The sequence below is a fragment of the Paenibacillus sp. EB106-06-01-XG199 genome (assembly GCF_058791575.1).
This window is the reverse complement of record NZ_JBYTDQ010000005.1, coordinates 265,137-284,073: the sequence shown is the minus strand read 5'-3', so window position 1 is coordinate 284,073 and position 18,937 is coordinate 265,137. Positions and strand designations below refer to the sequence as shown.

Sequence of the window (18,937 nt, the reverse complement as noted above, 5' to 3'; positions counted from 1 at the left end):
GCTCCGGGTACCCGGAGCTGATTTTTTTTGGCTTTCCCTGCGACATTGGCCTATACACGTTAATCTATCCGCACATACAATACGATGTACTCAAGTACAGCAAACACATTCGAAAGGGGAATGAACATGAGCGAAGAAGTAAGAGGCGGATACGGATACCCTGGATTTACCAGCACAGGTGCAATTTTAGTTCTTTTTATCCTGCTGGTTATCATCAGCCGTTCACTCTTTGTCTAACCGGGAATGACTCTCCCGGGAGGGAGCCTCGGGCTCTCTCCCGTTCCCGCGTGGCAGCATTCCCTATTCTGCTAATCACAAGTGGAAACGGCTTTGCCGTCCTCAAAAGGACGGTATCCGTTTCAGCGAGAAATAGAAGGATAATTTATAGCGTGAAACATATAAACAAAGACGCCTTGACGGGAGCATCCGCTCTTATCAAGGCGTCTTTGTGCTTGGAGCAGAATACAGGCCTGCCGGCATTCCACTCGGGTCTCACCAAAAGTTAGAAATCCTCGTCCACCGCGGCCTCTTTGCGCTTCAAGTATTCCTTGAACACGTAGGCCAATAGCACTCCGGCAAGGAAGGTGCCTAGAACAGGCAGCGGACGTTCACCCGCTGTGGCCAGAAATGGCAGGCCGGTCAGCAAGGCTAGCAGCAAAAGGGCGCGGAAGATGAACTGGTTCGTGCTTTCACCCTTGCTGCCCTCTGGCAGAGGATACACCGACAGCCAGAACGACTCGCTATGCAGCTTGCGCAAAGCCGACAGCTGAATGCCCATGATGAACAGGAAGAACAAGTAAATGCCGCTTCCCACATAGCTGCCGCGATTCCACCAGACCAGCAGCAACGCCAGGACAGCGATCCGCATCACAATGGCGAAGACATCGCCCCGGGCAAAGCTTTTGGTCAGCAGGAAGCGGTAAGCAGCGTTACTCCGCCATGCGATACCGCTCCCCCAGCGTGACAGGTAACGCCGGGCGTATACCCGCTGCTCACGTCCCGGCACATCCACGAACCAGCCGAGAATCATCAAGGCCCTCGACCCCTGGTTCTTCTCCATGGCAATCAGACGCTCCCAGGGAACGGAATGCCGTCCGGGAACAGAGCATGCAGCCAAATATGCCGCCGCCAGGATCAATATGAAGATCAGGGCCCGGAGAGACGGCTGCCACAGCCATGCCGCAATCATTAATCCGCCTACTGCCCAGCGCAGCAGGTTGTAGGCCGCTGCGGCCGGGCGGGATATCATTGCGGTTTCCCGCCATAGCCCGTAGCTGGACAGCAATTTCACCAGAATCAGAATGAGGACGGTAGCAAATAGACTCCTAGGCGATTCATCCGTACGTATGTACAAGGGCCAGACGGTGATCAGTACAAACAGCAGGCGCACAATTTTCCACACATTACCGCTTACCCAGCTACGGGCAAAATATTCCTTCATCCGGTGTCCCTGCGGAAGCAGAAATATAGTATCCGGACTCTGCAGATACGTCCGGAAGCTGCTGTGCACTGCCGCAGGCAGCAGCAGGACCAGCATAACCCAGCGGATCGGAATCCCTGACGGAGTATCCCGAAGCAGCGAAGTATACCAGGCCGAGAAGACAATCAGCAGCAGAAGCAAGAGCATCGCTACACCGCTCTTAATGACATACCCCACATAAGGCAGCATGCTTCCCATAAACCGGCTGCGCCGCTGCCGGCGCAGCTCCTTTAAATCCATATCATTTCCCTCCCTGAACCAATTCGTAGAACAGCTGCTCCAAGTTCAAGCCCTGCAGCCCTGCAGCTGCGGTCATCTCTGCAAGCGTGCCTTCGGCAATAACCTTGCCGCGGTGCAGCACGATAAAGCGGTCGCAGTAGTTCTCGATTGTGGAAAGGATATGGGAGCTCAGCAGGATCGACGCCCCCGTTTTTTTCAAATCCAGCATGAAGTCGAGCAGAGAGCGGATGCCCAGCGGATCCAGGCCAAGAAAGGGCTCATCAATGACATACAGTGCCGGACGTGCCACGAAAGCGCACATAATCATCACTTTCTGCTTCATGCCTTTGGATAAATGGGAGGACAATGTATCCATCTTGTCCTCCATATTAAAGAGTGCGGCCAGCTGCCCGCTGCGGGATTCATAGTCGCTGCGCTCCACGCTGTAGGCTCTGGCAGTGAATTCAACATGCTCGCGGACCGTCATTTCCTCGTAAAGCAGAGGAGATTCCGGCACAAATGACAATGCGCTGTGATACCCCTCCGGGTCAGCACTGCGGGTTTTGCCCTTCACGGTAATTTCACCTTTATGGGGCGACATCAGGCCGAGGATATGTTTCATTGTCGTACTTTTTCCGGCTCCGTTCAAACCGATCAGTCCAACCATTTCACCGGGCTGCACCTGAAGGCCGATATCATGAAGCACCGGCTTGTTCAGGCTATACCCACCACTTAAGCCCGTAATCTCGAGTACGGGGGCTGTATTCATTGACCGTCACCTCTCGGGGTTTTGTTCTTGAGCCATTTCGGGGCTCCCTTGTTCTTGCGGTTCTTCTCACGTTCCGCACTGCTGCTGCGCGGTTTACCCGCAGGAGCTGAACCGCCGCGCCCGCCTGCAGCCGGGCCCGTACCGTGGTGCCCTTCGCGCCGCATTTCTCCGCCTGCGGCAGTTCCCGCCTGGCCCTGCCGCGGCAAGGCCGGTTTGATGGCCGCATCGGCCTGCACAGCCGATGTCCGTACAGGCGGCTTGCCGCTGCGCGGTGCGGCGCCTTCCTTGCGCGGGGTGGCACTTTCCCCGCGCCCGCGTTCGCCGCCGCCCAGCGGGCTGCGGGCTTCATCAGCCGCCATAACCTTGCCGGCGACCATTTCCTTCTCCTCAAGCGTGATATTCAGCTCTCGGGCGAATTTGCGCATAATGAACGTCTGCTGCTCCGTTACAATGGAGACCGACAGTCCGCGGCGTCCCATACGTCCCGTACGCCCTGCCCGGTGCACATAATGCTCCGAGTCAAACGCCGGATCAAAGCTCACTACCAGCGTCAGATTCTCGATATCCAGGCCACGGGCCGCCACATCGCTCGCCACCAGCACGCGGAACTTGCCGTCACGGAACCGGGTAAGCACATTGCTGCGTGTCACCTTATCCGCATCCCCATAGATCGCCGCCGCCGTAAGCCCAAGATGGTTCAGCTTTGCTTCCACCTCGGCAATGTCCTCGGTAGCATTCACGAACACTATCGCCCGCTGCGGGTTGTAATGGCGGATGACCCGGCGCAGCATATCAATCTTGTTCCGTTCCTCAGCCACCACATAGTGATGCTCAAGGCTCTGTGCCGTCATCACTCCGGGATCAATGCCGACCTCAGCCGGGTTCTTCATCTCCCGTGCAGCTAGCGCCTGGGTCTCCGGTCCGATGGTCGCAGACAGCATGACCAATTGGCGCGTGCGCAGCGCGCTGCTGACGATCTTCGCCACTTCACCGGCTCCGCTGAGCTGGAACATCTGGTCCGCCTCATCGATGATGATCGTGCTGACCTCATGCATTTTCAGCTTGCGGAGGCCGATCAGCTCCCGTACGCGTCCAGGAGTGCCCACTACGAGCTGGGGATGCTCGCGCAGCTTGTCAATCTGGCGTTTGATCGCCGCTCCGCCGATCAGGCCCATCGCCTTAATCCCCCGGTGGGACCCATAGCGCTCGGCCTCACGGAGGATTTGCATCGCCAGCTCCTGGGTTGGTGCCAGCACCAGCTTTTGGACTACCCGGTGCTCCGGGTTAATCCCTTGAATCAGCGGCAGCAGGTACGCCAAGGTTTTGCCGGTACCTGTCTGGGAAGCAGCCAACACATCCCTCCCCTCCAGCAGAAGCGGGATCGTCTGCTCCTGTACCGGAGATGGATCAGTAATGCCGAATTCCGACAATCTGGCAACAAGGTCCTCCTGGATGCCGATGGCCGCAAAAGAAGCTTTATTCATAATTGTAATTCATCCTTTTCGCTTAAGTTAATATCTTCATTATATGCCAAAAAGGCCTCTCCACCAAATGGAAGGCCGTCTATGCAAGGATAAGCTGTAATTAGCGCAGGCTAGACCTGCAAAAATGACTGCCGCCCTGCAGAATGACGACAGACACCCGCTGATGAAACCTTTATTTTCTGTTCATAACGTTATAGGTCAGCTTATCCGCCAGCCGTGGAAACAAAGCATACAGCCGGATGCCGAAGCCCGCCAGACCGGGCAGGTCTACTTCCTCTTTGCCTTTCTCCATCAGCTTGACGATCTTGGAGGACACATGCTGTGGTGTCATCATCATCCGGGCTACACTTTTCTCGTATTTACCTGATGGATCAGCCGTTTTGAAAAAGTCGGTGGCAATCGGCCCCGGGTTCACCGCCGAAACGATAATCCCGCTCTTCCGGAGTTCCTGGCGAAGCGCATTCGTGAAACCGAGAACCGCATGTTTGGTTGCTGTGTAAGCAACGGCACGGGCTGTACCAATCTTGCCGGCCATGGAAGCCACATTAACAATCTGCCCGCTTCCCCGCTGCAGCATATGCGGAACTACAGCCTTCGTACAACGTACAATGCCCATATAGTTTACATCCATCATATCATCGAATTCCTGGGGTTCCATCTCGGTAAAACCGGCGAATTTGCCGTATCCGGCGTTGTTGAGCAGGATATCGATCCTGCCGTACACCGCCAGAATTTCGCCAAAGGTCCGCTTCACTTCCGCCTCATCTCTGACATCGCAGGTGTACAGTCCAAAAACGCCCGGAATACCGGCCGCCGTTTCTTTCAGTTTATCTTCCGAACGGGCCAGAAGAATAGGGACAGCCCCACGCTTGCTGAGCATTTGCGCTGTCAGCGCCCCGATCCCGCTTGAAGCCCCTGTTATAACAACAATCTTGTCTTTAAGTTGCATGAAAATCTTCAGCTCCCAATTGTCCGCCTAAGAGATCATCACTTGGATATCAAGTTCCCCGATGCCTTCCATCAAGAGCGGGATGCTCAGTGCTCTGCGCGGCAGTACAGACATGCCCTCACTCTTCATTAGCTTGGGCGGAGTAATATCCACAGTTACACCTTGGTTGGAAAGAATCGTACTGGCATTTCCGCTGATCATGTTGCCCAGTTCCGAAATCGCGCTCTGCCCCATCTCGTCCATCTCTGTAATCACGTAACCGCCCATCATGGCCGATACCATTTTCAGTGCAACCTGCTCTGCAATCCCAAAGATAATATTTCCGCTTAATTGACCCGTCATACCCACTTGAATCCATATATGATTATCGATAAGTTCAATATCCTTAATGCCCAGATTACCGGTGGATGGCGAGACTTGTATAACCTGCTCAATTACAATGCGTGCAGACTCTAAAAACGGATTAATTACTTCTGCTTTCATTAAGATGTGTCCCCCCTCTACCAGTCTTTAGTCATATACCGAAAGTCCTATTCAATAATTTATAATTATACTTCATATATCGGCATTATTCACCAAAAATTAATGGGGGTGTCTAAGGAAATCACAAGATAGTTTGCCTGGCAACATTGCTCTGCCGGAAGGAATCTCCTATAATTTAATCAAATGCCAACAACCGGCGTAAGATATAACTGCATATCCACATTCAATCCGGCTATGGACCGAAGTGAATTCCTGCATTATTGCGGAGACCCGAGCACCTATAAAAGTCTTATTGATCAGGCACCAATCAGCTATGCCGTCCCGGGAAAATCGTCCGTTGTTCCCATTACAGGGCGAAGCGGCAGCATTATCCGGTAGTCAAAAAGGGGGGCAAGTCCATGAACATCAGCCAGCTCGAAACGCTGATTACGATCTCCAAAACGATGAGCTTCCGCAAGGCAGGTGAGTTGCTTAACCTGACCCAGCCTGCAGTTTCGGCACAAATCAAAAGTCTGGAAGAAGAGTTCAAGACTCAGCTCGTTGACCGTAACCAGCCCGTTACCTTGACGGACAGAGGCAAAGTGTTCCTTACGCATGCAGAGCAGATCGTGAGTATTGTCGAAGAGCTTAAGCAGCGCCTTGCGGATCTTGATGAGAATCCCCAAGGGCATATTATTCTCGGAACGACCACCTCCATTGCCATTCAAATCCTGCCGCGTATCCTGTCCTATTTTCAAGACCAGTTTCCGCATATCAAAACTTCGATTTCCTCGATGTCTTCATCACAAATCTATCAGCATGTCGAAAACGGCCTGGTCGATGTCGGCATCGGTTATCTGATTGGACGGAGTCCTGCCATGACCACTTCTGTGCTGTATTATGATACTTTTGAACTGGTTGTTTCCCCAAGGCATCCTTTGGCCCAGGTCAAATCGGCCGGGATTGAAGCCCTGGGTAAAACACCGCTCATCCTCCTGTCTCCCGACACGGTCGGCCGCAAATTCGCCGATGAGGTGTTCGCAAAACACGGCATCCAGCCGCAGGTCATCATGGAGCTGACCAGCAGCGAGGAGGTTAAGCGGATGGTCGAGCTTGATCTCGGCGCAGCCATTATCTCCAAACAGTCAGTTACAGCAGAGGTCCGCAGCGGCACACTCAAAATCGTGCCGATTATCGAACTAGAGGTCACGCATCCCGTAGGTGTCATTACCAAGTCCGGCAAATATGTCAATTCGGCCATGAGGCAATTCTTAAGCGATCTAAAGGGCATGCCGGAAACCCAATTTATCGGCTCGGAGTAGAGCCTCGCAGAGCTTTGAATCCATCTGTCGGAGCTGTTCCCAAAGTCCGATACTTCATGAACTGTTTTCGTAAAATTTGGCCTAAAGGAGAAATATATCCATGAAATTTGACCTACACACCCACCATTTCCGCTGTGGCCATGCCGACGGAAGCATCAGGGACTATATTGAAGCCGGCATCAACGCCGGTCTGGGCGTCATCGGCATATCTGATCACACTCCTTATTTCGGCAGTCCGTCCGAGCAGGCCTTTCCCAAAATCGCCATGGCCAAATCGGAGCTTGTCCATTACGTAGAAGAAGTGCTCTCCCTGCAGAAAGAATACGAAGGCAAAATTGATGTGCTGCTCGGCATTGAATCCGATTATTTCCCGGAACATGCCGAACTCTACCGCCAAACCCTTTCCGCTTATCCCTTTGATTACATCATTGGCTCGGTACATAGTGTCAAGGGTGTAAGCATCTTTAATAAGGGGCGCTGGAAAGGACTTGACCGCCGGGAGAAAGCCGCGGCAAAAGCCGAATACTACCGGCTGATCTCCGAATCCGCGCGTACCGGCATGTTTCAGATCCTTGGCCATATTGATGCCATGAAAGGAAACTATCCGCAATTTGCGGAAATCTCTACGCCTGCAGAAACCGACGAATGCCTGCGCGTAATCGGCGAATGCGGCGTCGCCATCGAGATCAACACCTCCGGATGCACCAAGCTGTGCGGCGGCTGGTATCCCTCGGATGATATTCTGGCACGTGCACTGCATTACGGAGTGGAAGTCACCTTTGGCTCTGATGCACATCTGCCGTCCCGGGTTGCTGACCAGCGGGAGGCTGTGGTTGCACGCCTTAAAGAAATCGGGTTCACTCACTGGGTATACTACAAACGGCGCGGGAAGATTACAGTTCCGCTGCAGTGACACCCTGTGACTTTACAAAAAAATGCACCGCAGTGCTCAACGGTCGATGGACAGCATGACATCCATTACGTTAACGCTGCGGTGCATTTTGTTATTCTCCCGGTTTCTGCAGATTATCACAGGTAAACCCCTGCTTCTTCAGCGTATGCTGCGCATCTCCATACTGAGGATTAAGAGCGTAGAAATGGGCGATCGTAGCGCTCCAATCCCTCTCCGTCATTTCGAGAGCTTTTAGATACCCGCGGTACGCCTGATTGTACTCCTGTATAAATCCCTTCTGATCAAGGTTATAACGCTCCTCGTGAAAAACCGCCCCCAGCGGAAGACGCGGCTTCTTTGGCAGCTCCTCGGCAGGATATCCTACGCATAAGCCGACCACCGGGAATACATACTCCGGCAAGTCCAGCAATTCAATTACGCCTCCAGTATTGCGGCGGATTCCACCGATAGGAATGATGCCCAGCCCCATGGATTCCGCAGCGGCAACCGCACTCTCCAAAGCGATTCCCACATCCACCGCACCGACCAGCAGCGCATCCACATCGTGCACAGCCTCAAAGGGCTGCCCTTCCAGCTCGGCGGCCAGCTTGGCCCGGTAAAAATCCATGCAGAAGATCAAAAATACCGGGGCGTCGGCCACATGCTTCTGATTCCCGCTTAAGACCGAAAGCTGTGCCTTGCGCTGCTCATTCTGCACAGCAATAATGCTGACCTGCTGCCCGTTCACCCAGGATGGGGCCGATTGAGCGGCCTCAATAATCATCTGCAGCTTATCCGGCTCAACAGGCTGCAGCGCGTATTTCCGGAAAGACCGGTGATTGTTTAATGTCTTCAGCACTTCATTCAAGATTACATCCTCCTAAAATCTCTATAATTGTACAACCATCATATACTAACAGCTGCGGGAGCTTCCAGTCCCTCCCCGCTTCCGGTTCCCCAATGGATTGGCACCAGAACAAAAAAAATGGACCCGAATCATCGGGTCCCAACAGCAGTTATATTTTCAAAAGGGGGTCATGTACTTAGTTTAACCGGACACTGTTAGAGTTTGATAACGGCATTATTTCAATTGTGTAACAATGTGAATACTTTCATTACATCGCCCGAGCCATCGGCCATTGGCATGATCCGTTCCAGCGTCAGACCGTTTTTGAGCATAACCCGTTCGGACCTGAGGTTATCACCGCGGCAGCGTCCCTCCACATGGGTCAAGCGAAGCTCCCGCATGCCGTAGCCCAGCAACAATCCAATGGCCTCTGTAGCAAGGCCCTGCCCCCACCATACGGGATCGAGCATGTAGCCTAGTACGGCTTTGCCTTCATGACGGTTCCAGCTCTGAAGTGAGGCGGTGCCGATCAGCTCCGGCGCATCTTTGCAATAGATCCCGACATGCAGCGCGCAAGGATCGTAGGGATACAGCATACGGTTCACCAGTTGATCCAGATGGGCTGGCTGTGAACCCGCTGTACTGCGATGCAAAATGTGGCGCTGCACATCCGGGTGAGAGAGCAGCATCTTAAGCCTGTCACCTTCGGCAGGCAACATCGTCCGGAGTTCCACTGCGGCTCCTTGCTGAGCCATGAATCCTGCAGACTCGTAAGTGATCATTCGCACTCCTCTTCCCTTGCAGCTTAATTTGGGAATTTCAAATATATTGCTACTTACGCCCGGCGCAGCGTAATCACAGTAAGCTCCGGCCGGCATAACAGGCGAAACGGCATATAAGTCTCGCCGAAGCCTCTGTTAACATAGACCGGCATGGCTTTATTCTCTGTATGATACAGTCCGCTTATGTATTTAACTGCCCCGTATGGGGTGTAGGCTGCGCCAACAAAAGGAAGACGGATCTGCCCTCCATGGCTGTGCCCCGACAACTGAAGATCGAAGGGATAATTTTCCGCCGTGTCAGCATAATCCGGCTCATGCATCATCAGCACCGTACATGTCCCCTTTGGGATGCCTTTGAGTGCAGCTTCCGGATCGGGACGGCTGTGCAGCATGTCTTCCAGGCCAGCAACCGCCATCACTGCACCGCCTTGCTTGATAAGATATGACTGATTCCTCAGCAATGTGAACCCGGCAGACTGCAGCAGCTGCGCAAGCAATTCCGTGTTCTTATAATCATGGTTGCCGAATATCGCATATTTCCCCAGCGGGGCATGAAGTTCCGCGAGCAGCGCTACGGATTCTTTCAGGTCCTCTGCATAGCTGTCTACAATATCCCCGGTAAAGCAAATGATATCCGGCTCTGCGGCCTCAATGTGCTTAATCAGCCGGGCCAAATCATGAGCATCCTTGTTGAAGCCCAGATGCACATCACTGAAATGAACCAGCCGGGTACCGGCAAACGCGGAAGGGAGATTCTTCAGCGGAATTTCCAGCCTCGTGATATCAAGCCAGTTGGGTTCTCCCTGCCACACATATCCGCCGCCGAGCAGCGCGGCACCAAACATAGTAGCCGCTCCGCGGGTCAGGAACTGGCGGCGGGTAATTTTGCGGCCGCTGCCCTTCCCGGGTGGTAGTGGAGTGTTGTAACCGCCGCCGGCAACAAGAGGTGGACCATCATTGGGAGAACCCCCGGACGCTTTTTTATTCATAGGGAGACCCTCCTTCCTTGCAGGAGCTTGAAATACAATACAATCCGCTCCGCTAACTGTTAAATTCACTTGATCTCATCTTTTACATCTTCTACCGCTTTGTCCACTTCATCATCAATATTCACCTCGATGGACGCCTCAACCTCTGCTTCCGTACCGGGGCCGAGAATCTTGCGGAACAAGCCCAGCATGGACAGGGCATAGGCTACAGTAATGAAGCTGAAGCTGATCTGCATGATGACCACGAGCCGCGAAGTATTGTCTACCGGAGCCACATCTCCATAGCCGACAGTCGTAAAGGTGGCCACGCTGAAATATAGAAAGGTAATCAGCTGGCTGAGCAGATCATCCCCTATTCCTTTGCCCTGAAAAGAGGACTGTCCAAATAGCTTATATATGGATGTATATACGACTGTAAAAAAAATAATGCAGGTAAAAGCAGCAATACTGATACGGACCAGTGTCTGCTGCAGCCTGACTTCCTTGCTGTTCGATTCCTTGATTTCATGAAAAATGAACAGAATGTAGAAAAGCACCGAGGCCAGGGCAAAGAGTAAAATCAGTCCCCTTAATCCCCGGTTGCCCGGTACGATGGAGCCCAGGTCAATCCAGTTCAGCAAATCCTCAACCGAAATTAGCGCATAGATTAGAACGGGGGCCAATAGAACCCCTTTTCCCATCCAGCTCAGCTTCATCCGGAAAAACCAAAACGACAGCAGTATAATCACTGCTATATTGAGGGTCCATACCCACCAAGCCATAGCCATTACACTCCTGTTCTAAGGTACGGGCAATGGGTAGCGGTAAGATAAGCAGCCGCTGATTCATTCCTGAGTGGTCCGCTTTCCGTGCCGTTTGATTAATCCGCCCTAGGCCTGCTGGTGACGGTAATCCGGCATTCTTCTTCCGGTGCAGAGCTGTATGCAGCAGCAATTCCCTTGCTGGCGATTTCTTTCTTGCTGACCTTACGCAGTACCATTGCCACCTCGACATCCCTTGTAAACGGGAAAGGGTCGAGCATTAGTGTGGATGCATCCTGCCATTCCGCCGAAATCAGACGTCCTGACGTAAAGCTGAAATCCTCACTTCCGGAGAAGCCGTCCTTCCACCACGGATGTTCTTCCGATTTGGGGCTTCCCGGCTCATTCAGAGCCAGATACAATGAGAGATCGTCAGAAAACTGCAGCAGCCTGGCATCATAATACAGCTCACCTTCTCCGATCGGCTGGTTTTTCTCGAGATCGCGGTGGATGCGGGCCCTGCGCTCCTCCTCATCTTTAAGATAGGCGCTCAGCTCCGGACATTCTTCCCCGGATACCTCAATCAGCCGTTCAAAATGCAGACTGCACAGCAGCGCACCGTACGGTGTGTCCGCTTCAATCTCATTAAGTCCACGTTTGTAGAACGTAAGCTTCGGCACTACGGGAAAATCTATGAAGCTGTAAGGTGCTCCTGCCGCATCATTCCAGAAAGGCGTTTCATCGAGATCAATCCAGCCCCTGTCATGGTTGCTGACCGCACGCAGCACCTCTGCACGCCGGTTTCCCTCGGGTACATGTTCTTCCTTGAACCATTGCGCAAATTCTCCGGCCAGCCGCCCGTGCTCATGCTGCTTAACCATTACAAATACTCCGTCCTGTTCCCTACAAATCAACGTAATTCCTCCCCGATTCTCCACTGCCTGGTGTTGGCTCAACTAAGGAGATTATAACATATCCATCTATATTTGTTTGAGTTTGGCTATTCATACACCTTCTGCTCGTTAAGAAGGGACTGTCTAAAAATGTACCCATTTATACCGCCAAAAGAAACAGGCAACCCTTAAGTGCTTATGCCCCTGAATGCAGAAGTAATAACACTCACCCGTCCTCCCGATTCCTTCTGGAGCTTCATCAGGATATGCAGCCACTGAATGCGAAAAAGCCACTCCCTGCGGCAAAATAGCACCGCGAAAGTGGCTCAGGAAAGATAGATAGCAGTAAATCAAAAATGGAGGGGGAAAAGAGTAAATTTACAATTTACACTCCCAGCCAACGCTTGAACATATGCTTGGTTGTCTGTTTGTTGATCTCCGCGATGGAGGTTGTAAGCGGGATGCCTTTCGGGCAGGCCCTCACACAGTTCTGCGAGTTGCCGCAGCCGTCGATGCCGCCGTCTTCCATCAACGCATCCAGACGGTCATCGGCGTTCATCTCACCCGTAGGATGGGCGTTGAACAGGCGCACCTGGGAAATGGCCGCCGGCCCGATGAAATTGGTCTTCTCATTGACATTGGGGCAAGCCTCCAGGCAGACGCCGCAGGTCATGCATTTAGACAATTCGTAGGCCCACTGGCGTTTCTTCTCCGCCATCCGCGGCCCCGGACCCAAGTCATAGGTTCCGTCAATCGGAATCCATGCCTTGACGCGTTTGAGCGCATTAAACATCCGGCTGCGGTCGATCACCAGATCACGTACCACAGGGAACGTCTTCATCGGCTCGATGCGCACCGGCTGCTCCAGATTGTCGATCAGCGCCGCACAGGCCTGGCGCGGTTTGCCGTTTATCACCATGGAGCATGCACCGCACACTTCCTCCAGACAGTTGGAATCCCAGCATACCGGAACCGTACCGTCACCCTTGGCGTTAACCGGATTACGCTGGATTTCCATCAAAGCGCTGATCACGTTCATCCCCGGACGGTAGGCCAGCTCAAATTCCTCGACATACGGTGAGCTCTCCGGCTCGTCCTGGCGGGTAATTATAAACTTTACGTTTTTGGGAGCTGCAGCAGTTTCCGCCATATCAGTTACCTCCTAAAAGTTTGGTAAGCATTACTTGAACGTATTTCTTCGTGCCATAACTGCTATATTTCCGATTATTTCTCCGGCCAGAATTGCTTGTTTCCGTAGGCTTCAGCCAGCCTGAATCGAATTCCCATATTCCTCATAGGTTCAGGGCTCATTCAAGCGGCACCATTAACCGGTTAGTCCTTCGAATAATCCCGTACCCGCGGAGGAATCAGTGAGACATCTACTGCTTCATAAGAGATCTGCGGGCCATCCGCGCTCCATGTCGCTTTAGTCGTCTTCAGGAACTCCTCGTCGTTGCGTGTCGGGAATTCCGGCTTGTAGTGCGCTCCACGGCTTTCGTTCCGCAGCAGCGCCCCGAGTGTCATCGCCTCGGACAGCTCCAGCATGTTCCAGAGCTGGCGGGTGAAGGCCACACCCTGGTTGTTCCAGCGCGAAGTATCATTCATGTTGATGTTGCGGTAACGCTCCTTGAGCTCTTTAATTTTGCCGATGGTCGCTTCCAGCTTGACGTTGTCACGCACAACGGTCATATTTGCGGTCATCCATTCGCCCAGTTCCTTATGAATCACATAGGCGTTCTCCGTGCCGGACATCGCCAGCAGTGACTCATATTTGTCCGTCTGCTTCTTGTGGAAGCTGTCGAACACGGTGGAAGAAATGTCCTGCACCGATTTCTTCAGGCCTTTAATATATTCAACGGCCTTCGGCCCCGAGACCATGCCGCCATAAATCGCCGAGACCAGCGAGTTCGCGCCGAGCCGGTTCGCACCGTGGTATTGGTATTCGCATTCCCCTGCCGCGAACAGGCCGGGAATGTTGGTCATCTGATTGTAATCTACCCACATGCCGCCCATGGAGTAATGCACGGCAGGGAAGATTTTCATCGGTATTTTACGGGGATCATCGCCCATGAATTTCTCATAAATTTCAATAATGCCGCCCAGCTTGACGTCAAGCTCCTTAGGATCCTTGTGGGAGAGATCCAGATACACCATGTTCTCGCCGTTAATCCCGAGCCCCTGGTCCACACAGACATTAAAGATTTCCCGGGTTGCGATATCGCGCGGCACCAGATTTCCGTAAGACGGGTATTTCTCTTCCAGGAAGTACCACGGCTTACCGTCCTTATAGGTCCAGATACGTCCGCCTTCGCCGCGTGCCGATTCCGACATCAGCCGCAGCTTGTCGTCGCCGGGGATTGCGGTCGGGTGAATCTGGATGAATTCTCCGTTGGCATAATGCACACCCTGTTGATATACAGCACTGGCTGCCGTCCCTGTGTTGATCACGGAGTTGGTCGTTTTGCCGAAAATGATTCCCGGACCGCCGCTGGCCAGAATGACCGCGTCCGCAGGGAAGGTCTGGATCTCCATCGTCTTCAGGTTCTGGGCGCTGATGCCGCGGCAGACGCGCTCATCATCAAGGACGACGGAAAGGAATTCCCAGTTCTCGCTCTTGGTCACCAGGCCTTCCGCTTCCCAGCGGCGAACCTGTTCATCCAGCGCATACAGCAATTGCTGGCCGGTTGTAGCCCCGGCAAAAGCGGTACGGTGCCGTTTCGTTCCGCCAAACCGGCGGAAATCGAGCAGCCCCTCCGGGGTACGGTTGAACATTACGCCCATCCGGTCCATCAGATGGATGATGCCCGGTGCGGCTTCACACATCGCCTTAACCGGCGGCTGGTTCGCCAGGAAGTCACCGCCGTAGACGGTGTCATCAAAATGCTCCCAGGGCGAATCCCCCTCGCCCTTCGTATTTACAGCGCCGTTGATGCCGCCCTGCGCACAGACCGAGTGCGATCTTTTGACTGGAACCAGTGAGAACAAATGCACATGTGCGCCGGATTCCGCCGCCTTGATGGTAGCCATCAGGCCGGCCAGCCCGCCGCCCACGATAATGATATCGGCTGATGCCATGATTGTTCACTCCTAAAGTTTTGTGAGCATAGACTTCTGAGTATCCGCCTCGTACAAAACTGGCTTCGGAAGCATATGCTTTAGTTTTGTGAGCATACACTTCCTGAAAAGCTTCGTTCAAACCGGCCTCGGAAGCATAGGCTGTCAAACATGTAATGATGTCAGCTGTAAATCAGCCTTGTGGATATTTGCATAAATGGCAGTTCGCTCCACACTGGAGTATATGCCAACTATTCTTAAATAAAAGTCCGCAGGGATTGCAGCGCAGAGGCTGTAGCCTGGAATTCACTGTCACGGAAAGTGACCAGCGACAGCAGGAACATGAAACTGACAAGGACGAAAAGTCCGAGACAAAGAATAGAGGACACTCTTTGTGAACGCGGCCCCACGGTAATCCCCCAGCTGATCAGGAATGACCATAGGCCATTGGAAAAGTGGAAGCAGGCCGCCAGAATCCCAATTATATACACGGCTAGAAGAAGCGGCTGGGTAACGATATTATGCATTACACTGCCAAGTTCCTCATGCTCCACATTCCCGAGCGCCACCTGGAACCGGGTTTCGAACACATGCCAGACGATGAACACGAAAGTGATGACTCCACTTACACGCTGCAGCGTATACCGCCAGTTTCTTTCCAGATTGTACCGGTTCAAGTTTGGCTTGGACTGATAGGCGATGTATAGCCCATAAACCCCGTGGTACAGCAGCGGCAGCCATATGCCGAACAATTCCAGGAAGAAGACTAGCGGCAGGCTGTTGAGCCATAGCACACTGTCTGTGAAGCCGGAAGCGCCACCCTCCACTGCCGCGAAATTCGTCAGCATGTGCTCAAGGAAAAAGCCCCCAAGCGGGATAATGCCGAGCAAGGAATGAATCTTTCTGGAATAAAATCCTCTCATGCAAAGTGTCCCCTTTCCGAATAAAAAACAGCGTTTTCATTAATGAGCATACACCGCCGGGAGTACAGTTGAAACAGGGGAACTAAGGTTTAAAACCATCACCTGAATCTCTATTTTCACCACTATCCATTGCTTTCCCGGACTTTGCTTTATTATTCACAATATGTGAATATCTTGTGTCACTTTTCATGTTACTCTTTTTTCTCTTATAAGGGAATTGCAATCTAATTATTAAACGTTATACAATAATTGCATAAGAATATTTTTAATATGATAATAATTCTCATTTATAACGGTGATTCCATAGATTTCGCCGGTCCTTCAACCTTTTTCAAGAAGAGCTATCCGTAGCGGCTATGCCTTTTATCACTTTCACTACAGGGACACTGATATAAAGTTATCAGCATTACTACAAGTTGGATGAAAGGAGACCTCTGTTATGTTCGACGATTTGGATATTTTTGCTGCAGTTGTGGAGCATTCCAGCCTTAACCGGGCTTCACGCCAGCTTAATCTGTCCCAGCCCGCGCTCTCCCGTAAAATCTCCAAGCTGGAGGAACGGCTGGGCGTCGCCCTGTTCAACCGGTTCGGCAAACGGCTGGAGCTGACCGAGGTTGGCCGTCTCACCTATACTTATGCGCTGGAGCAACGCCAGCAACGGTCCAAATTTCTGGAGGCATTGTCCAAATTCAGGGAAGGTGAGCCGCAGTTCGTGACACTTGGCGCCAGTCTAACGACACTGCAGACCACACTGCCGCCGCTTGTGAACGCCTACACGGAGAAATATCCGGCAGCCGAGCTGAAGCTGATTACCGGAAAAACACATGAAATCGTCTCCTCGGTCAGCGAAGGCAAATGCGATGTCGGTATTATCGCCTCCTCCATACAGGAGCCGGGGCTGCGCTGCATCCCGCTGTTCGAGGACCAGCTGCGGCTGGTCGTCTCCAGTCATCATCCGCTGACCCTGCCGGCGAAGCTGACGATGGACCATCTCGCGCGGCTGCCGATGATTCTGTTCTCCAAGGGAACCTGGTACCGCCGCATGACCGATGAGCTGTTCCAGCGCTGCGGCGTGGAGCCGGATGTGCGCATGGAGATCGACTCCTTCGAAGCCATCGTCCGGCTGCTGCCTACCATCAAGGCTGCAGCGCTGCTGCCGAAGTCGTATCTTCGTCCGGAGCTGCTGAACGGAGGCGGGCTGGTCTCTCTCCATATTAAGGAACTGGAGCAGACCCAGCGGACCACCTGCCTGATCTACCAGGGAAGCGGCAGCCTGAGCACGGCGGCACGCTGCCTTGTGCAGGTTACGGAGGAAGTATTTCTGCCTGGACACGAATAACGAGCAAATACCCGGCAAGCCCCCATATTGCTATGGATCGGCTTTGCCAGGTATTTGCGCGTACACGGGCAGTTATTCTGCTATATTGAGCGCCAGCTTGTAATTCAGTTTGAATACAGGCCCGCAGATGCTGGAATTAACGGAATTTTCCTGCGTCGATCGCCTTTTGCTTCTCGTCGAGAATTTCCTGGTAGCCTGCTTCCAGGTAAGTCTTCTTGGCTGCTGCATAGGTCGCATCGAATTCAGCCTCCGGAGCAAGCACGCACTTCACGTACAGATCCTGGAAGAGTGAGTTCAGATCGGCTTTATACTCATTTACCTTCTCAAGCACAACGGTGAACATGGCATCCGGTGTGCGGAATTCCGCAACCTCGTTGTAGTATTTCACCATATCATCGGCGAGATTCTCGTAGCCGGCCGGTGCCCAGTTGCGGAGATTCGCTTTGAGGGTCTTGTCAGCTTCCGGATATTGCGCGATTTCAGTCACTAGGCCCCAGTAGTCCTTGTTATTGTTCTGTGCCAGGACGGATTCGCCCTTATAGTCTGCTTTTTTTACAGCGATACCGTCTGCGTCAAGCGTATAGTTTTCGCCTTCAACACCGTTTTGGAACTTGAACAGATTTTCCGGCTGACTGAGCCATTCGAGATACATCCAGACTGCAGCACGCTCCTCAGGCGAGGTTTCATAGTTGATACCCATGATGAAGCCAAACGGCCAGTAAGCGCGTCCTTGAGGCTTGAGCCCCTCAGGAACACCTGCAAAAGGAGGCACTATGGCAAATTCGGCATCCGGGTTGTTCGCCAGGGTAGCAGCAAAGACGTCTGTATTGTTCGTGAGATAGAATCCGTAGTTGCCTGTTTTTCCGGCAACGAATTCGGATTTAATCTTATTATCATCGTTTCGCAGATAGAATTCCTTATCAAGGAGGCCGTTATTGTATTGATAGTTCATATTACGCAAGAAACGCTCAGTATCGGCGCTGGTCAAATCCGCAACGCTCAGATCTGAATAAAGCGCGCGGTATTTCGGATCGACTGGCCAATCGCGGAAGGCGTAATTGTAGTTGAAATTGTTTTGAAGCAAGCTGCCGCCAGTTACTCCCAGTCCGGCTTCTTTCCATTTCACCAGCATCTCATTGTACTTCTCAAGAGAAGTCAAATCTTCAACCTTCATGCCAACCTTCTCCACCCAGTCTTTGCGGATGATGGATGTGAAATTGTCAGCTTCGGGACGGGCGGCGAAGAAGAAGGTATTCTTATCGTCTACAACACCATATTGCTTGATCGTTTCGCCCATACTTTTCCAATATGTCGGTGCATAATTCTCGATTTCAGCATAGTCCAGCGGCTGCATAACATCCTCGCCGTAATAGGTAAGTGCCTGTGGCATATCATAGTGGAAAATAATATCAGGGGCCTTATGTGACGCCAGAAGCTGCTCGTAATCGGTCACTTCGCTGTTACGGGTAATCGGCACGTAATTGACTTCGATATTGTATTTGTCACCGAATTCCGCTTGAACCCAGCGGGTATAATAGTTGTCGGTTACATTCCAGCCCTCGAACGCCCGCTCATAAACCGGGATATCCAGACTAACCTTCTTCTCAAAACCCTTCGTATAATCAGGATAGCTTCCTTCGCTCTGATTATTGGCTGCCGCCGTCTCAGCAGGACTGTTAGGCTGAGCACTCTGATTATTGTTATTTCCCCCGGAGCACCCGGCCAGCATACCGGCCGTCATGACAGATGCCATCATTAACGAAACAACTCTTTTTTTGTTCATCGCAATTCCC

18 protein-coding genes are annotated in these 18,937 nt (G+C 52.5%); 4 read left to right on the top strand and 14 right to left on the bottom strand.

Going from position 1 to position 18,937, the window contains the following annotated elements; genetic code table 11:
• Positions 1–126: 126 nt before the first annotated feature.
• Positions 127–237: a hypothetical protein gene (locus tag AC3WT9_RS19730; protein ID WP_020429695.1), complete on the top strand. Its 111-nt coding sequence runs from the start codon at positions 127–129 to the stop codon at positions 235–237.
• A gap of 265 nt (positions 238–502) precedes the next feature.
• Here the strand turns inward: AC3WT9_RS19730 and AC3WT9_RS19725 are convergent, their stop codons facing one another.
• From AC3WT9_RS19725 to AC3WT9_RS19705, 5 genes are all read right to left on the bottom strand, one after another.
• The gene (locus AC3WT9_RS19725) at positions 503–1,720 is read right to left on the bottom strand and encodes an ABC transporter permease (RefSeq protein WP_341379716.1); all 1,218 of its coding nucleotides are present in this window, start codon (positions 1,718–1,720) and stop codon (positions 503–505) included.
• 1 nt (position 1,721) lies between these two features.
• Positions 1,722–2,468 carry an ABC transporter ATP-binding protein gene (locus AC3WT9_RS19720; RefSeq protein ID WP_341096029.1) on the bottom strand — a complete coding sequence of 249 codons (747 nt, stop codon included), beginning with the start codon at positions 2,466–2,468 and terminating at the stop codon, positions 1,722–1,724.
• Complete coding sequence (locus tag AC3WT9_RS19715; protein ID WP_341096030.1) at positions 2,465–3,952, bottom strand: DEAD/DEAH box helicase; 1,488 nt, start codon at positions 3,950–3,952, stop codon at positions 2,465–2,467. Before AC3WT9_RS19715 ends, AC3WT9_RS19720 begins: the two co-directional genes overlap by 4 nt.
• Positions 3,953–4,124: 172 nt before the next feature.
• Positions 4,125–4,901 (bottom strand): SDR family NAD(P)-dependent oxidoreductase, encoded by a 777-nt coding sequence (locus tag AC3WT9_RS19710; protein ID WP_341096032.1) that lies wholly within the window; start codon positions 4,899–4,901, stop codon positions 4,125–4,127.
• 27 nt (positions 4,902–4,928) lie between these two features.
• Complete coding sequence (locus AC3WT9_RS19705) at positions 4,929–5,384, bottom strand: chemotaxis protein CheX (protein WP_341096034.1); 456 nt, start codon at positions 5,382–5,384, stop codon at positions 4,929–4,931.
• Between the two features lie 398 nt (positions 5,385–5,782).
• Here AC3WT9_RS19705 and AC3WT9_RS19700 point away from each other — a divergent pair, with 398 nt between their 5' ends.
• Both AC3WT9_RS19700 and AC3WT9_RS19695 read left to right on the top strand, forming a co-directional pair.
• Positions 5,783–6,685: a LysR family transcriptional regulator gene (locus AC3WT9_RS19700; RefSeq protein ID WP_340896738.1), complete on the top strand. Its 903-nt coding sequence runs from the start codon at positions 5,783–5,785 to the stop codon at positions 6,683–6,685.
• 100 nt (positions 6,686–6,785) lie between these two features.
• Positions 6,786–7,598, top strand: coding sequence for a histidinol-phosphatase (locus AC3WT9_RS19695; protein ID WP_341096037.1), 813 nt, complete (start codon positions 6,786–6,788; stop codon positions 7,596–7,598).
• 91 nt (positions 7,599–7,689) lie between these two features.
• Here AC3WT9_RS19695 and AC3WT9_RS19690 read toward each other — a convergent pair whose 3' ends face one another.
• The 8 genes from AC3WT9_RS19690 to AC3WT9_RS19655 all read right to left on the bottom strand — a co-directional run bounded on the left by AC3WT9_RS19690 (position 7,690) and on the right by AC3WT9_RS19655 (position 15,805).
• Complete coding sequence (locus AC3WT9_RS19690; RefSeq protein ID WP_341097776.1) at positions 7,690–8,436, bottom strand: NADPH-dependent oxidoreductase; 747 nt, start codon at positions 8,434–8,436, stop codon at positions 7,690–7,692.
• Positions 8,437–8,663: 227 nt separating this feature from the next.
• The gene (locus AC3WT9_RS19685) at positions 8,664–9,206 is read right to left on the bottom strand and encodes a GNAT family N-acetyltransferase (RefSeq protein WP_341096039.1); all 543 of its coding nucleotides are present in this window, start codon (positions 9,204–9,206) and stop codon (positions 8,664–8,666) included.
• A 53-nt stretch (positions 9,207–9,259) separates the two neighbouring features.
• The gene (locus AC3WT9_RS19680; protein ID WP_341096041.1) at positions 9,260–10,195 is read right to left on the bottom strand and encodes a metallophosphoesterase; all 936 of its coding nucleotides are present in this window, start codon (positions 10,193–10,195) and stop codon (positions 9,260–9,262) included.
• Between the two features lie 65 nt (positions 10,196–10,260).
• A complete protein-coding gene (locus AC3WT9_RS19675; RefSeq protein WP_341096043.1) occupies positions 10,261–10,956 on the bottom strand; it encodes an ion channel in 696 nt (231 codons plus the stop codon).
• 98 nt (positions 10,957–11,054) lie between these two features.
• Positions 11,055–11,849, bottom strand: coding sequence for a DUF3891 family protein (locus AC3WT9_RS19670; RefSeq protein ID WP_341096044.1), 795 nt, complete (start codon positions 11,847–11,849; stop codon positions 11,055–11,057).
• Between the two features lie 364 nt (positions 11,850–12,213).
• Positions 12,214–12,978 (bottom strand): succinate dehydrogenase iron-sulfur subunit, encoded by a 765-nt coding sequence (gene sdhB, locus AC3WT9_RS19665; protein WP_038596073.1) that lies wholly within the window; start codon positions 12,976–12,978, stop codon positions 12,214–12,216.
• A gap of 182 nt (positions 12,979–13,160) precedes the next feature.
• Positions 13,161–14,903 (bottom strand): succinate dehydrogenase flavoprotein subunit, encoded by a 1,743-nt coding sequence (gene sdhA / locus AC3WT9_RS19660; RefSeq protein WP_038596075.1) that lies wholly within the window; start codon positions 14,901–14,903, stop codon positions 13,161–13,163.
• A gap of 236 nt (positions 14,904–15,139) precedes the next feature.
• Positions 15,140–15,805, bottom strand: coding sequence for a succinate dehydrogenase cytochrome b558 subunit (locus AC3WT9_RS19655; protein WP_492407812.1), 666 nt, complete (start codon positions 15,803–15,805; stop codon positions 15,140–15,142).
• Positions 15,806–16,244: 439 nt separating this feature from the next.
• Between AC3WT9_RS19655 and AC3WT9_RS19650 the strand changes: the two genes are divergently transcribed.
• Positions 16,245–17,144: a LysR family transcriptional regulator gene (locus AC3WT9_RS19650; protein WP_492407811.1), complete on the top strand. Its 900-nt coding sequence runs from the start codon at positions 16,245–16,247 to the stop codon at positions 17,142–17,144.
• A 136-nt stretch (positions 17,145–17,280) separates the two neighbouring features.
• On the opposite strand, the gene AC3WT9_RS19645 is transcribed toward AC3WT9_RS19650, so the two are convergent.
• Positions 17,281–18,927: a type 2 periplasmic-binding domain-containing protein gene (locus AC3WT9_RS19645; protein WP_492407810.1), complete on the bottom strand. Its 1,647-nt coding sequence runs from the start codon at positions 18,925–18,927 to the stop codon at positions 17,281–17,283.
• Positions 18,928–18,937: the final 10 nt, after the last annotated feature.